The 14671-nt window shown below is 68.3% G+C and carries 11 protein-coding genes and 1 pseudogene; 9 read left to right on the plus strand and 3 right to left on the minus strand.

Annotated elements, in window-relative coordinates; translation table 11 throughout:
* The 7 genes and pseudogenes from PO768_RS24285 to PO768_RS24315 all read left to right on the plus strand — a co-directional run.
* Window positions 1-252 (plus strand): annotated as a pseudogene (locus tag PO768_RS24285) (secretion system X translation initiation factor); the annotation flags it as partial.
* Window positions 252-2444: a secretin N-terminal domain-containing protein gene (locus tag PO768_RS24290; RefSeq protein ID WP_272648092.1), complete on the plus strand. Its 2193-nt coding sequence runs from the start codon at window positions 252-254 to the stop codon at window positions 2442-2444. The pseudogene PO768_RS24285 and the gene PO768_RS24290, both read left to right, overlap by 1 nt.
* 7 nt (window positions 2445-2451) lie before the next feature.
* The gene (locus PO768_RS24295) at window positions 2452-2919 is read left to right on the plus strand and encodes a type II secretion system protein (RefSeq protein ID WP_272648093.1); all 468 of its coding nucleotides are present in this window, start codon (window positions 2452-2454) and stop codon (window positions 2917-2919) included.
* A gap of 7 nt (window positions 2920-2926) precedes the next feature.
* A complete protein-coding gene (locus PO768_RS24300) occupies window positions 2927-3307 on the plus strand; it encodes a type II secretion system protein (protein WP_137942553.1) in 381 nt (126 codons plus the stop codon).
* Window positions 3294-3848 (plus strand): hypothetical protein, encoded by a 555-nt coding sequence (locus tag PO768_RS24305; RefSeq protein WP_272648094.1) that lies wholly within the window; start codon window positions 3294-3296, stop codon window positions 3846-3848. The genes PO768_RS24300 and PO768_RS24305 overlap by 14 nt, the downstream gene beginning before the upstream one ends.
* Before the next feature lie 272 nt (window positions 3849-4120).
* Complete coding sequence (locus PO768_RS24310; protein WP_272648095.1) at window positions 4121-4849, plus strand: NF038120 family PEP-CTERM protein; 729 nt, start codon at window positions 4121-4123, stop codon at window positions 4847-4849.
* Window positions 4850-4883: 34 nt separating this feature from the next.
* Complete coding sequence (locus PO768_RS24315; protein ID WP_272648096.1) at window positions 4884-8021, plus strand: S8 family serine peptidase; 3138 nt, start codon at window positions 4884-4886, stop codon at window positions 8019-8021.
* A gap of 98 nt (window positions 8022-8119) precedes the next feature.
* Here PO768_RS24315 and PO768_RS24320 read toward each other — a convergent pair whose 3' ends face one another.
* The 3 genes from PO768_RS24320 to PO768_RS24330 are packed head-to-tail and all read right to left on the minus strand — an operon-like array spanning window position 8120 to window position 12689.
* Window positions 8120-8560 (minus strand): hypothetical protein, encoded by a 441-nt coding sequence (locus tag PO768_RS24320; RefSeq protein WP_272648097.1) that lies wholly within the window; start codon window positions 8558-8560, stop codon window positions 8120-8122.
* 38 nt (window positions 8561-8598) lie between these two features.
* Window positions 8599-10197 (minus strand): phytase, encoded by a 1599-nt coding sequence (locus PO768_RS24325; protein WP_272648098.1) that lies wholly within the window; start codon window positions 10195-10197, stop codon window positions 8599-8601.
* Window positions 10198-10208: 11 nt separating this feature from the next.
* Window positions 10209-12689, minus strand: coding sequence for a TonB-dependent receptor (locus tag PO768_RS24330; RefSeq protein ID WP_272648099.1), 2481 nt, complete (start codon window positions 12687-12689; stop codon window positions 10209-10211).
* 697 nt (window positions 12690-13386) lie between these two features.
* Here PO768_RS24330 and PO768_RS29345 point away from each other — a divergent pair.
* Together PO768_RS29345 and PO768_RS24340 are read left to right on the plus strand one after the other, a co-directional pair.
* Window positions 13387-13920 (plus strand): GGDEF domain-containing protein, encoded by a 534-nt coding sequence (locus tag PO768_RS29345; protein ID WP_442953292.1) that lies wholly within the window; start codon window positions 13387-13389, stop codon window positions 13918-13920.
* Between the two features lie 2 nt (window positions 13921-13922).
* Window positions 13923-14671: AraC family transcriptional regulator ligand-binding domain-containing protein (locus PO768_RS24340; protein WP_272648101.1), on the plus strand; the 749-nt coding region annotated here is incomplete at its 3' end.

Raw genomic sequence — 14671 nt, forward strand, 5'->3', positions numbered from 1 at the left:
CCGGCCCCGGCGCCGCCCCCGGAGGCCGCGCCCGCACCGGTGGCCCCGGCCTTTCCTTACCAGCTGATCGGTCGACTGGAGGAGGGCGGCGTCAGCCAGGCCCTGCTGTCGGCCGGCAACCGCAGCCTCAATGCCAAGGCCGGCGATGTGATCGACGGCCAGTGGCGGGTCGAGCGCGTCGGCCCCAACGGACTCGGTCTGCTCTGGCTGCCCGGCCAGCAGCCTCAAACCATCACCTTCCGCCCCTCATGATGTCCACCCTGCGATCCCACCGACTTGCCTGGCTGCTGATCATGGCGCTGGCCGGCTGTGCCAACCCGGTGCTGCGCGAGGCCGAGGAGCTGACCCGTACCAACCAGCTGCCCCAGGCCCATGCGGTGCTGGAAAAAGCCCTGAGCCAGACGCCCACCGACGCCGCGCTGCGCGCCGCCGAGATGCGCACCCGCGAGCAGCTCAATGCGCGGTTGCTGATGCAGATCGAGGGCCTGCGGGCTTCCGGCCGCTGGGAGGAGGCCCGCGAGGCGGTGCAGCGCCTGCGCGAGCTCGACCCGCGCCATCCGCGCCTGGCCTGGTTCGAGGCCGAGATCGCCCGCGGCCAGAGCCAGGAGAGCAAGCTGGCCGAGGCACGCCGGCACTTGCGCGAAAACCGGCTGACGCGCGCCGAGGCGCTGGCCCATGAGATCGTGGCCGAGACACCCAGCCATCCGGGCGCACGCCTGCTGCTGAGCCAGATCGCCCAGGCGCGGCCGCTGGAGGCGCTGACCGGCGAGCTCGGCGCGGCCTTCCAGAAGCCGGTGACGCTGGAGTTCCGCGAGGCGCCGCTGCGCCAGGTCTTCGAGGCGCTGGCGCGCAGCAGCAATGTCAATTTCGTGTTCGACAAGGATGTGCGCGCCGATGCGAAGGTGACGGTGTTTCTGCGCAATGTCTCGATGGACGAAGCGATGCGCGTGATCCTGTCGACCCAGCAGCTGGACCGCAAGCTGCTCAACGACAGCTCGGTGCTGATCTTCCCCAACACCCAGGGCAAGCAGCGCGAGCACCAGGAGCTGATCACCCGGACGCTCTACCTGACCAATGCCGACGTCAAGCAGGTGCAGGCCATGGTGCGCACCATCGCCAAGGTGCGCGACATCCATATCGACGAGCGCCTGAACCTGATGGTGGTGCGCGACACGCCCGAGGTCATGCGCCTGGTCGAGAAGCTGATCGCCTCAGTGGACCTGCCCGAGCCCGAGGTGATGCTGGAGGTCGAGGTGATCGAGCTGGCCAGCAACCGGGTTGACGAGCTGGGCCTGCAGTGGCCCGAGCAGGTGCAATACGGCCTGCCGGGCGTTGCCGCCGGGGTCCAGGTCTTGCTGGGCCAGCGCGACAACTTCCGCGCCAGCATCGCCAACCCGGCCCTGGTGGCCAAGGCCAAGGGCAATAGCGGCAATGTCAATCTGCTGGCCAATCCGAAGATCCGGGTGCGCAACCGCGAGAAGGCCAAGGTCCATATCGGCGAGAAGCTGCCGGTTTTCACGACCACCTCGGCGGTCAATGTCGGCGTCTCGGCCTCGGTGACCTATCTGGACGTGGGCCTGAAGCTCGATGTCGAGCCGACGATACAGCTGGACAACGAGGTCATCATCAAGGTCGGCCTGGAGGTCAGCAATCTGATCCGCGAGGTCGAGGGCCCGTCCGGCTCCAAGGCCTACCAGGTCGGGACCCGGCTGACCTCCACCTCGCTGCGCCTGAACGACGGCGAGACCCAGGTGCTGGCCGGCCTGATCAATGACGAGGACCGCCGCAGCGCGGCCGGCCTGCCGGGCCTGTCGAGTCTGCCGGTGCTGGGCCGGCTGTTCGGTGTGCAGTCCGACACCCGCAACAAGACCGAGGTGGTGCTGCTGATCACGCCGCGCATCGTGCGCAATCTGGCCCTGCCCGATGCCGGCCTGACCCGCCAGCCCGGCGGCACCGATGCACAGCCCGGCGCCTACAGCAGCCGCATGCGCAACGAGGCGCGCGCGGGCGTCGGACTGTCGGGGGGCGCAAGACCTGGCACCGTCAGCACAGCGCCGAGCACGACGCCAAGTGCGACGCCGGTGGCAGCGGCCGATGCCGAGGTATCGCTGAAGCTGGACGTGACGCCCCAGGTGGCGGCCGGCGGCGTCGTCAGCGTGACGCTCAAGCACGACAGCGCCTTCTCGGTGAAGGGTGAGATCGAGTTCGATCCGAGCAAGCTGCAGCCGGCCCAGGCCAGTGCCGGCACGGCCGCCACCGGCCGCCTGCCCTTCGAGCTGACGCCACGTGGCGAGCGGGTGCTGGTGCTGCGCGTGCTGCCGGCGGCGGCCGGCCAGGTCGTCAATATCGGCGTCGGCGCGCTCAGCGCTGCCGGCCTGAATGGCGAAACACCACCGGTGCGGCTGGATGGCACGGGCATGGTCGCTGTTGAGGCTGCCCGCTGATACCGCCATGCGCGTTCGCGGCTTCACGCTCATGGAGATGCTGGTGGTGCTGGCCATGCTGGCGGTGCTGGCCGGTGCGGCGCGGCCGCTCTTGCAGGTCTCGGTGCAGCGCAGCCAGGAGTTCCAGCTGCGCGAGGCGCTGCGCCAGATCCGTGGCGGGCTCGATGCCTACAAGCGCGCGGCCGAGGCCGGGCAGATCCAGCTGAGCCCCGAGGACAGCGGCTACCCGCAGGAGTTGATGGACCTGGTGCGCGGCGTGCCCGATGCGAAATCGCCCGAGGGTCGCAAGCTGTATTTCCTGCGCCGCCTGCCGCGCGACCCCTTTGCCGACTCGACGCTGGAGCCGGCGCAGACCTGGGGCCTGCGCGCCGCCGACAGCCCGCCCGACGAGCCGCGCCCGGGGCGCGATGTCTTCGATGTCTATTCGCAGTCCGAGCGCCGCGGGCTCGACGGCAGTCGCTACAGGGATTGGTGAGGCGAGGATGAAGCGCAGCCGTGGGTTTACGCTGATCGAGCTGATCGTCGTGATGGCCATCGTCGCCTTGCTGGCCTCGATCGCCGCGCCGCGCTATTTCCTGAGCCTGGAGAAGTCCAAGGAGACGGCGCTGCGCAGCTCGCTGACGGTGATGCGCGACGCGATCGACCAGTTCGCCGCCGACAAGGGGCGCTACCCCGACACGTTGGAGGAGCTGGCCAGCGCGCGCTATCTGCGCGAGATTCCGGAGGACCCGGTGGCCGGCGCGCGCGATGCCTGGGTCGAGCTGGGGCCGCCGCCGGACGCCCAGATCAAGGGCCAGCTCTACGATGTGCGCAGCGGCGCGGCCGGCCGCGCCAGCGATGGGCGGCTCTATGCGGACTGGTAGCAGCCGGCGGCCGCAGGGCTTTACCTATCTGGGCATGCTGTTCTTCGTGGCGATCACGGCCGCCGCGATGGCGGCGCTGGGCCAGAGCTGGAGCACGGCGGCGCAGCGCGAGCGCGAGCGCGAACTGGAGTTCCGCGGCCAGGAGATCGCGCGTGCGATCGCCAGTTATCTGAAGGCTGGCGTGCCGGCTGCGCCCGGCCAGGATGCCGCAGCGGGCGCAGCGACCGGCGCGGTCGGCAGCCATCCGCGCAGCTTTGAGGATTTGCTGGTCGACCGGCGCGGCATCAAGCCGCGCCACCATCTGCGCCGTGCCTATGTCGACCCGATGACCGGCAAGCCGGACTGGGTATTGGTGCCGGCACCGACCGATCCCCAGGGTTTCCACGCAGTTCACAGTCGCGCCGAACAGACACTGCTGCGGCGCATCAACCCCGATGGCGAGGAAGCCTCCCGCGCCAGCGACTGGCTGTTCAGCGCTGGTGCGGCCGAGGGTGTGGCAAAACCTGACCCCGCCGCCTCGGCGGCGAGTGCGCCGTTATAACCGATCCGTCCCGTCCGGGACTTGATGACAGCCCCGTGAAAACCCGCCTCCCCCCAGCCTGCGGGGGTGGGCAAGTGGGGATTTCAAGTGAATTTGTCACGGCCAGAATCCATCGCTCAACACGGAGCGGGGTGGATTGCCGAACTCGGTGTTGAACGGCAGGAGCGATCACGATCGACAGCGCGAGCCCTGGTACCGCCGGGGCCTCGTCGCATGCCACACCGCGGTGCGAATCAACACCATCATCATTGGTTTCAAGCAAGAGGTTCAAGATGCAAATGTTCTGGAAAACAGCCGTCGCCTGCGCAGCGATGGCGATCGCCGGTGCTGCGAACGCGGCCATGATCACCTTCGACGGCCTGGAGGAGTCACCCTTCGCAAGCTTAATTCCCTTCCTCGGCGATGGCGACGAGTTCTATCAGTCCGGATTTTGGCTGGCTCCGTTCTCGAACAGTGAGATGGCGCAGCCGGGCGACTTGGTCGGGGCCATCGTCGACGGCTCCGACCCGTCCATGTGCTACAGCGTGGCCTGCCCTAGCAACAACTCGACCAGCTATTTCACGGCGCTAGATGATGGCGCCTTCGCGCTCGGCACGCTCAGTGGCAACAGTTTCTCGCTCAATGGTTTTGATGCCAGCTTCGTAGGCGCGGGCGGCGAGGTCTTCCCCTCGACCACTCTGCTGCTCCGCGTTCAGGGAAGCAAGGTGGGTGGTGGCTCGATGACGGCCCAGTTCAATCTCTCCGGCCCGACCAACGGCGAGTTCAGCTTCCAGAACTATGCGACCAGCGGTGCGTTCGCCACGCAGCAATTCACCAATGTCATCTTCTATGGTCTGGCCTGCAATGCGCAGGGCAGTTGCTCGGCCTTCTCCTCGAACAAGGGCCAGTTCGCGCTCGACAACATCAATGTGACCGCCGTGCCTGAGCCCTCATCCTGGTTGCTGATGGGTCTTGGCTTGGCAGGCTTGGGCGCCATTGCCCGCCGTCGTCGCGCCTCCTGAACGTCGCGCCCGTCCGATCTCCGAGGAACATCCCATGAAACTACGTCCTGTTTCCCTGGCCGCGCTGGCCTTGTTTGCCGGCTTGAGCAGCCAGGCTTTTGCCAGCGAGCGCCGCACTTACATCGTGCAACTGGCCGGTGAGCCTGCCGCCAGCTATGCCGGTGGCGTCGCCGGCTATGCCCCGACGCGACCCATCGAAGGTCGCCGCTTCGTGTTCCAGGCCGAGTCCGTCCAGGCCTATGTGTCCTATCTTGAGAGCCGACAGCGCAGTGTTGCCGGCAGCGTGGCTGGCGCCCCGGTGCTGGCCAACTACACCACGGTGCTGAACGGGTTCTCCGCCAGCCTGACCGAGGCAGAGGTGTTGACCTTGCGCGCCAACCCTGCGGTCATCGACATCCAGGCCGATGAGCCGCGTCAGTTGCTGACCACCACGACATCGCAGTTTCTTGGACTGTCGACTCCTGGGGGGCTGTGGTCGCAGACCGTTGGCGGCACGCTCAACAAGGGCGAAGACATCATCATCGGCATTATCGACAGCGGTATCTGGCCCGAGAATCCGGCCTTTGCCGATCGTGTCGACGCCAACGGCGTACCTACGCATGATCTTGGCGGCGTGCTCGCCTATGGCACGGCGCCGGCCGGCTGGCAAGGTGACTGTGCTTCTGGGACCGGCTTCACGCCCGCCATTCATTGCAATAACAAGCTGATCGGTGCGCGGTACTTCAACGCCGGCTTCAATAGTTCCGGCAATACGCTGCACTGGACCGACTTCGCCAGCTCTCCGCGCGACTCCGTAGCTGGCGCCACAGGCCATGGTGGGCATGGCACTCACACGGCGTCCACTGCCGGTGGCAACAGCGGCAATTCAGCCATCGTCAGCGGCATCTCGATGGGTGCAGCATCAGGCATGGCGCCGCGCGCACGCTTGGCGGCTTACAAGGTCTGCTGGACCTTCGTCAACCCCAACGCCACCGACGGCACCGGCAGCCAGAACACCTGCTACACCTCGGACAGCGTCGCGGCCATCGAGCGTGCGGTGCAGGACGGTGTGCATGTGCTGAATTACTCGATCAGCGGCAGCCAGACCTCAATCAACGATCCGGTTGAACAGGCGTTCCTGAAGGCCTCCAACGCCGGCGTCTTCGTTGCTGCTTCAGCCGGCAATAGCGGCCCTGCCAATGCAGTGGCCCATATCAGCCCATGGCTGACGACCGTCGCCGCATCGACTCATGACCGTTTCAATCAGGGCGATATCACCTTGGGCAGCGGCAGCAAGTACTCGGGGGCGTCGCTGAACGTCTCGCCGCTCGGCTCGGCGCCGATGATTCTGTCCACTGATGCAAAGCTGGCTGCGGCCAGCACTTCGGACGCCAACCTCTGCTTCCTGAACACGCTGGATCCGGTCAAGACGACTGGCAAGATCGTTGTCTGTACGCGCGGCACCAACGCACGGGTCGAGAAGAGTCTTGCTGTGGCCACTGCAGGCGGCGTCGGCATGGTGCTGGCAGACAACGGTGCCGGGCTGGTCGCCGAAGCGCATTCGGTGCCGACGGTCCATGTGAACGCGGCTGATGGCGAGGCGATCAAGGCCTATGTCGCCGGGCCGAATCCGACAGCATCGATCTCCGCCTTCTATCCGGGCAGCGCACCCGCCCCGGTGATGGCAAGCTTCTCGTCGCGCGGCCCGAATATGGGCGACGGCAATATGCTGAAGCCGGACCTGACGGCGCCTGGCGTGGATGTGATCGCCGGAGTGACCGCCGACCTCAGCGAGGCAGAGCATGCCGCTGTGGCCAATGGCACGCTGCGTCCGCCGGCTGACTTTGCCTCTTATCAGGGCACATCAATGTCGAGTCCGCATGTGGCTGGTTTGGCGGCGCTGCTCAAGCAAGCACATCCGACCTGGTCGCCTGCCGCAATCAAATCGGCTTTGATGACGACGGCGAGCACCACACTCAATGACGGTCAGCCCGGAATGGCCAATGGACTGCTGCCTTGGGCTCAAGGTGCTGGTCATGTGATGCCTAACAAGGCGACCGATCCAGGACTGGTTTATGACAACAGCCCGATTGACTGGATCCGCTATCAGTGCAAGGTCAATCGAGCAGCCGTGTCCCCGGCCTCGGATTGCACCACCTACGGCATCCTGGACGAGACCTACAACGTCAACCTGCCCAGCATCACCGTGGGTGGCGTGGTCAACACGGCCGTCGTGACGCGTCGTGTCAAGAACGTTGGCGGCTCGACGGCCACCTATACCGCGAACCTCGTCGCTCCGGCAGGCTTCACGGCCGTGGTCAATCCGACATCCCTGACGCTGGCCAGCGGTGCCACTGGCACCTACACCGTCACCCTGACGGCCGCAGGTGCTCAGGAAAACGTCTGGGGCTATGGCTCGCTGACCTGGAGCGATGGCACGCACACGGTCAAGAGCCCGGTGTCGGCGCGGATCGGCAAGGGCGTCTCGGCACCTGCGTTGTTGACAGCCACTACGGCATCAGGCAGCCGTCTGGTGACGGTCCGGACCGGATTCTCGGGTCGTATGACGGCCAACAAGGCTGGCCTGAAGGCGGCCACGCTGGGCAACCAGGCCGACCTGAGCCCGGCTGCAATGACCTCGGCCCAACTGAGGACTGCTTGCACCGCCGGCAACGATCTTCCAAATGTGAAGGTTTATGACGTGGCCGTGCCTGCCGGCACCATCGTCGCCCGTTTCGCCCTGCGCGACGCGGACGTCGGAGCCGCCGGTGATGACAACGACCTGGGCCTGCTGACGCCGGCTGGTGCCTGGGTCTACTCGGGCAACGACGGGTCGAACGAGGCCGTGGAAGTTGCCAGCCCTGCGGCCGGCAACTACAAGGTCTGCGTGGTGGCCTATGGCGGTGCCTCGACAATGTCTCACCGCTTGTCCAGCTGGGTGGTGACGCCGACTGACATCGGCGGCAAGTTCAATGTCATGCTGCCCAGCCAGGTCTACAGCAATGGCACTGCGACAGTGGGCCTGAGCTGGTCCGGCCTGCCAGCCAGCGGTCGTTTTGTGGGCGGTGCCCAGTTCAAGGACGTCAGTGGCGCGGTGCAGGCCACGACCGTGGTGCGTGTCGATACCGGCGCGGCGCCGCTGTCCGAACCGACGCGCGAGCCTAGTGCCAGGCAGTTGTCCAAACTGGATTGATCGTCGCCAGCGAGATTCCGTTGGTCGCCAAGCGGCTGACGGGTCATCAAGCGAAGACCGCCGGCCCCCTGGGGCTCGGCGGTTTTTTCATGGCTGTGCTACTTCGCGCTGCTGCCGCCGCCGCTGCCCGTGCCCAGCACGCAGCGCCCGGCGCGGCAGACCGCGCCGGGGTCGGTGACCAGTCGGCAGTCCGAGATCATGCCGGCGCGCTGGCTCTCGGCTTGCTCGGCGGCCGTCTGGCGCTGCGCCAGATCCTTCAGCCGGGCCTCGTCGACATTCTTGGTCGACCAGGCCAGATAGCTGCCCGGCCCACCGCAGGCCTTGAAACCGACCGCGATCGTGCGGCACTGCGAGGCGTCGTCGCAGGGCGCGTCGCCGATCAGGGTCTTGATCTCGGCGTACAGCTGGGCGCTGGTCTGGGCGGGCTTGTTCATAGGCTTGGGCTTGGTCGGCGGTTCGGTGGCGCAGGCCAGCAGGCTGCTCAGGCTCAGCAGCAGGGCGGTGCTCCAGCCACGGGGGTAGGTGAGGGGCGATGTCATGGCCTGATACTGGCCCATGCACGGCCGCCGCGCAAGCCTCAGCGCAGCCCCAGCGCCTTCGCCACTTCCCGCCAGCCCAGCAGCTTGAAGTTCTGCGTGCCCTGCGGCAGGCGCTTGCGGCCGTCCTGCACGACCAGCAGGCCCTCGGCGTAGGCACCACTGCCCAGATTGGCAGCGCTGACATCCAGGCCATCGGACTCGGACACGCCGTCGATGCCCCGGCCGGCGTTGATGCCGATGCGCAATGCGCCGCGCGGCGCATGCGGCGCGTCGGCGTCGAACACCGCGTAGCTGTCATTGCCCTGCGAGGAGACGATCAGATAGCGCCGACCGGGCCCACCCTGATAAATGGCCAGGCCCTCGACATCGGCCTGCAGCGTGGCGCCCATCGGTATCACCAGCTCGGGCCGGCTGTCGGCGCGGTCCAGCGCCAGGCGCCAGACGCCACGTTTCTCCTCGCCGACAAACAGCTGCTGCGTCGCCTCGTCGACCACGCAGCCCTCAGGTTGGCTGGCCAGCCGGATCTCGCGCACGAGCTCACCCCGCCATGCGTCCTTGCCCTGGTGCCGCTCACGCAGCAGGCGGATCTGCTGCACGCGGCCATCCTTGTCGTTGGCGAACACATCGAGCCCGCCGCTGGCGTTGCGGCCGCTGCAGACGCCGTAGATGTCGGACAGGCCGGTCGGCAGCCGCGCCAGCTCGCGCACCCGGCCGCCGCTGCCGATCTCGAACAGCACCAGGCCGGCCTCGTCGCGCTGGGTGGCAACAGCCAGGTCCAGCGGCTTGCCGGGCCCGTAGCGCAGGCCCTGGCGCAGATCGACATTGTTGATGCGGCCGACCGGCAGGAACTGGGTCTCGCGGCCCTGCAGATCGTAGACCGCGAGGCCACGCTTCTTGTCGGTGGCCAGGATGCGGCTGTCGGCGGGGCGGCGCGGATGGACCCAGATGGCCGGGTCGTCGGCCGCGTCACCGGGGCTGGCGACCGGCGTGGTCTGGGCCTGGGCGAGGACGATGGGCAGGGTATCGCGCGGCTGCTCGGCATGGGTGGTCAGCCAGTCGCCCAGCGCCTGGGCGACGCGATCCTCATCGGCCGCGGGCAGATGCTGCAGCAGTTGCCGACCCTCGCTCTCGGCATCGGCGCCATAGGCCCACAGGCCGACGCCGGGCTCGGCGATATAGAGCCTGGCCTCGGCATCGCGCACCTGGCAGGCGGCCGGCTCCAGCGGCGTGGCCAGGCGGCGCAGCGGCAGGGCCCGGCCTTCGTGCAGCAGCCATTGCTCGCTCAGGCCGCGCTCGCCGAGCAGAAAGACCTGCAGCAGGCTTTGCTGCGCATCGCGGTACAGGCACAGCTGCTCGACCGCGAAGCCCGGTCCGGGCCAGCGGGCCTCGACCGTCAGCCGGCCAGCGCGCGCGCGCACCAGCAACAGCTCGGCGCTGTCGGCGTCCTGCAGCAGGGCCAGGCGGCTGCCGTCGGGCAGGGCGCGCTGGTCCCAGCGCTTGGCGCGCAGGCTCAGGTCTTGCAGGGTCTGGCCCTGGGCATCCAGCAGCCGCAGCGCCTTGCTGTCGAGCTGCAGGCTTTGGGCCGGGCTCAATGTGGCGGTGGCGAGCAGGGCCAGCGCAAGCAAAGTTCTTTTCATCGTCTTCGTCATCAATACATCGCCAGTTTCACACCCAGCTTGATGCTGCGGCCATATTGCTCGTACTGCGCGTTGCGGGCCTTGTCGGCCTGGTAGACGTAGTAGCGCTCGTTCGTCAGATTCAGTGCCTCAAGGCTGACTTGCCAGCGGCGGGCTATCTGGTAGCGCAGCGAGAAGTCGAGCTGGTTCTGGCGATCCACCTTCAGATCCTTGCTGGCATCGAACACATCACCGACCTCGAGCAGATAGGGGCTTTTGTGATTCAGCGCCAGCCGGGTGGACCAGCCCTGGCCTTCCCAGCCCAGGCTCAGGTTCAGCGTGCGGTCGCTCTGGCTGGGCAGCTTGATCTGGCGCTGCTGCCACTGCCCGTCCTTGAAGCCGCCAATCGCGGCCTTCGAGTCGACGAAGGTCGCGTTGACGCCGACCACCAGGCCGTTCCAAGGCGCCGGCAACTGGCGCAGCGCCTGGCTGTAGGCCAATTCGACGCCGCGCACGCTGGCCTTGCCGCCGTTGGCGTAGCTGATCACCTCGTCGAAATCTTCCCAGCCGGGGCTGCCGGCCAGATCGGTCTGGAACACGAAGTCGCGGATGCTCTTGTGGAAGACATAGGCCGACAGCGCACCGTCGCGGCCCAGGGCGCGCTCGAGGCCCAGATCCAGATTGCGCGAGCGCAGCGGCTTCAGCAGCGGGTTGCCGAGCTCGGCCTCGTCACCATCGATCACCAGGCCTGGCGAGAGTTGGCCGAAGGTCGGGCGCAGCACCGAGTTTGTCAGGGCCGCGCGCAGCTGCAGCTCCTTGGACAGGCCTTGCTTAAGCAGCAGCGAGGGCAGCCAGTGGCGGCTGCGCGTGCGGGCCTGGCTGGCGCGCAACTCCTCGTCCACCGAGGCCGTGCCGTCGGCGCGGAAGGCGATGCGCTCATGGCGCAGGCCGCCCAGCAGCTCGGTCGCGCCCTGCTTGTAGCCCAGCTGCAGATAGCCGGCGTTCACGTCCTCGTGCATCTCGAAGTCGTTGACGCTGGAATCAATCTCGTCGCGATAGTCGCTGCGGTCCAGGCCCACCAGCAGCCGGCGCAGCTTGGGGTCCGAGATGCCCTGGCCGAAGCTGCCCCAGGCATAGGGCAGGTCGCGACCGGTCGTCAGCTCGGCCAGCGTGGGATCGCCAAGATCACCGCCGCCGAACTTGTAGGTCTCCTGGGCGCCGCTCTTGTGGCGGCGCGTGGCCTTCAGACCGCCCTTGAGCGTCAGCTCGGCACCGCCGGCCAGATCGAATTCGCGCTGCAGGTCCAGCTTGGCATGGCGCACGCGGTCGCGCGCGCGGCTGTGCTCCAGCTCGATCTCGTCGAGCTCGTAGGCCTTGCTGTCCTGGCGAACTGCGGCCGGACCTTGCAAGGCCGGGCGCTTGCCGCCGACGAAGCCGACCCCGTCGAACTCGGCCGCGAAACCGGCGCCGGCGATACCGTCGGGGGTCTGCTCGCTGGCGCGGCCCAGGCCTGTCTCGGCCCAGAGGCGCCAGGCCTCGTTCAGCTGCAGCTCGGTGCCCAGACTCAGCGCCAGGGTCTTGGCGGTTTCGGTGCGCGACTTCAGGCTGCGCACGGCCTCGGCCGCGCCGCTGGTGCCGCTGGCCTGGGCGTCCTCGAACGCGATGCCCAGCGACTCGCGCTGCTCCCGGTCGCTGAAGCGGCTGGCGAAGCCGCGCAGGTAGAACTGCTGGCCGGCCGCGGGACGGTAGTCCAGATTCAGCGCCGCGCCGACGCGCTCGCGCGTGATCTCGTAGCGGCGCAGCTCGAATTCCTCCAGCTTGTCGCCGTCCCAGGCGCCGCCGGTCTCGACGTTGTCGCTGGCGAAACGGCGCTGGTCGGCCGACAGCGCCAGCGCCACGCCCAGGCGCTGGCCGGCGAAGCGGTCGGCGAAGGTCAGCGAGCCGCGGGGCCGGGTCTTGCCGGCGTTGGCATCATGGTTGGCGCCCAGCTCGACGCTGAACAGCCGACCGGCCAGGTCGAAGGCCGACAGCGTGTTGACCGAGACGCTGCCGCCGATCGAGTTGGCGTCCTGCTCGGGCGTCAGGGTCTTGCTGACCTCGAGCGAGCGGATCAGCCCGGCCGGCACCACGTCCAGACCCGGCGCGCGGCGGTCGGCCTCGGACGCGGGCATGGTGGCGCCGTTGATCGTGACGGCGTTGTAGTCCGGCCCCAGGCCGCGCACCCGGACGAAGCGGCCCTCGCCCTGGTCGCGCTCGACCGAGACGCCGGGCAGGCGCGCCAGCGCCTCGGCGGCATTGTTGTCGGGCAGCTGGCCGATCGCGTCGGCATGGACGATGTTGACGATGCCTTGCGCGGCCTGCTGCTTGGCCAGCGCGCTGCGCAGATTGGCGGCCTGGCCTGTGACGAGCACGCGGTCCAGGGTTTCGGCCGGTTTGCTGTCCTGGGCCTGGACGGGGCTGAAGGCGCTAAGCAGGCACAGGGCCAGCAGGCTGAGTCGGGGTGTCGTTTTCATCAGGAGGAGGCTGCAAAGCAAAGGGATGGGGCGCACCTTAGGCAGGCCGCATGGCAGTCCCGTGACAAGCGCCCGGCCGGCCCGGACGCCGGCTCAAGCAGCGCAGATCGGGGCCGACGCCGAGCTGAAATGACTCCCCCCGGCCACAGATGACGGTCTGTCACAAAGCCTCACTAGCATCGCGAGGCCATGTCGATTGCTTCTTCCCTCGCCTCCCTGCTGCCGCGCCGGCTGCGTTCGCTGCCCCAGGCCCCGGTGCTGGGTCTGCACGCCTTCGGTCACAGCCTGCTGCTGCTGATGGCGGCGCTGCTGTGGCTGTATGCGCAGCAGGGCCAGGCGCGCCCCTTGGGGCAATGGGTCTGGCTGGACATTGTCGGCNCTGCACGCCTTCGGTCACAGCCTGCTGCTGCTGATGGCGGCGCTGCTGTGGCTGTATGCGCAGCAGGGCCAGGCGCGCCCCGTGGGGCAATGGGTCTGGCTGGACAGTGTCGGCGAGGGCGGCAGGGCGCTGCGGGTGGGCGTCTGGCGGGGCTCTGTGCGCGCCAGCAGGCCGGCCGGCCCGGTCACCAGCCTCTTGTGCCTGGGTCTGGCGGGCATGCTGCTGGGCGGCTTTGTCGACACGCTCGACGAGTTCTGGGTGCTGCCGAAATCGGTGTTGTGGGACAACGCGCTGGAATCGACGCTGACCCCGCTGGGCATGGTCTTGCTGACCTGCGGCCTGCACCAGTGGCGCCGCGAGCAGCTGGTGCTGAACGCCCAGCTGCACCAGCGCGAGCGCCTGTTCCGCGACCATCGCCGCGTCGATGGCCTGACCCAGCTGGGTGATGCCGGCTATATGGCCCAGCAGCTGCTGCTGGAGCGCGCCGAGGGCCGCGAGGGCAGCCTGCTGATGCTGGGCTGGCAGGGTTTCGAGGCGGTGGCGCGCCGCCATGGCTTGGCCGAGGCCGACCGGCTCTTGCAGGCCGCCGCCCAGCTGATGCTGCTGCACTTGCGCGGCGACGCGCTGCTGTGCCGCTATGCCGGCGACCGCTTCATCGTGCTCCTGCCTGGCTTGGTGCAGAGCCATGGCGATAGCGAGGGCCAGGTCTTGCGCGAGGCGCTGGCCGGCTTTGCCTACCCCTTGCCCGGCGGCGAGCGGCTGCGGCTGCCGGTGCTGATGGCCCGCGTCGGCACTTCCGGCCCGACCGATCCGCAAGAGCTGCTGGCCCAGCTGGCCGGCCGGCTGGCTTGACGATGATGAGCTTGGCCCAGCAGATTGCCGCGCTGCGGCCGCTGGGGCTGGCGGCCGAGCCCGGCCCGCTCACGCCCTATCAGCTCGACAGCGCCTGCATCGCCTGGGCCGACCACGGTGCCTTGCTGGCCGAGCTGGCGCGCAGCCGCGGGCTGGACCTGCCGGCCTGGCTGGCGGCGGCCCAGGTGAAGCAGGGTCAGGTCTTGCTGAGCCCGCGCCAGCTGCTGGCCCTGCTGGCGCCCTTGCAGGCCTGTGGTGCCGACAGCGCCTTCTTGATCGGCCGGCTGAGCCTGCCGGGCCATTACGGCCTGGCCAGCCAGGCGCTGCAGCAATCGGGCTGCCTGCTCGATGCGCTGCGCCTGCTGGTGCGCCATGCCGGCCGGCTGAGTCCGCTGCTGACGCCGCGCCTGCTGTGCAGCGGGCCTGAGCTGCTGCTCTACTGGACCGAGGCCTGCGGCGCCCCGCCGGCCCAGCGCGCCTTTCTGGTGGACCTGCAGATGAGCGCCGTCAGCTCAATGTGCGAGCAACTGGCCGGCCAGCGCCTGCCCTGGCGCTACAGCTTCAACCGCACCAGGCCGCGCGACCCGGCCCAGCATGTGGTGTATCTGGGCGGCGCGCTGCGCTTTGACTGCCAGGTCGACGCGATGCGCATCGATCTCGCGCTGGCGCAGCGGCCCTGGCCCGCAGGGAACGGCGGCTCGCCGGCCGGGAGCGGCATGGCCGCCGGTGCGCTGGCCCAGGGCGCCGACCC

The organism is Paucibacter sp. XJ19-41 (assembly GCF_028462495.1).
In the GTDB taxonomy this organism is placed as follows: Bacteria; Pseudomonadota; Gammaproteobacteria; order Burkholderiales; family Burkholderiaceae_C; genus Roseateles_E.

Bases quoted from the DNA above. Each gene is read 5' to 3' on its own strand.
- PO768_RS24320 (WP_272648097.1), bottom strand. From the start codon at position 8,560: ATGACATCGCCCCTCACCTACCCCCGTGGCTGGAGCACCGCCCTGCTG.
- PO768_RS24330 (WP_272648099.1), bottom strand. From the start codon at position 12,689: ATGAAAACGACACCCCGACTCAGCCTGCTGGCCCTGTGCCTGCTTAGC.
- PO768_RS24315 (WP_272648096.1), top strand. From the start codon at position 4,884: ATGAAACTACGTCCTGTTTCCCTGGCCGCGCTGGCCTTGTTTGCCGGC.
- PO768_RS24290 (WP_272648092.1), top strand. From the start codon at position 252: ATGTCCACCCTGCGATCCCACCGACTTGCCTGGCTGCTGATCATGGCG.
- PO768_RS24310 (WP_272648095.1), top strand. From the start codon at position 4,121: ATGCAAATGTTCTGGAAAACAGCCGTCGCCTGCGCAGCGATGGCGATC.
- PO768_RS24300 (WP_137942553.1), top strand. From the start codon at position 2,927: ATGAAGCGCAGCCGTGGGTTTACGCTGATCGAGCTGATCGTCGTGATG.
- PO768_RS24325 (WP_272648098.1), bottom strand. From the start codon at position 10,197: ATGAAAAGAACTTTGCTTGCGCTGGCCCTGCTCGCCACCGCCACATTG.
- PO768_RS24305 (WP_272648094.1), top strand. From the start codon at position 3,294: ATGCGGACTGGTAGCAGCCGGCGGCCGCAGGGCTTTACCTATCTGGGC.
- PO768_RS24295 (WP_272648093.1), top strand. From the start codon at position 2,452: ATGCGCGTTCGCGGCTTCACGCTCATGGAGATGCTGGTGGTGCTGGCC.
- PO768_RS29345 (WP_442953292.1), top strand. From the start codon at position 13,387: ATGGTCTTGCTGACCTGCGGCCTGCACCAGTGGCGCCGCGAGCAGCTG.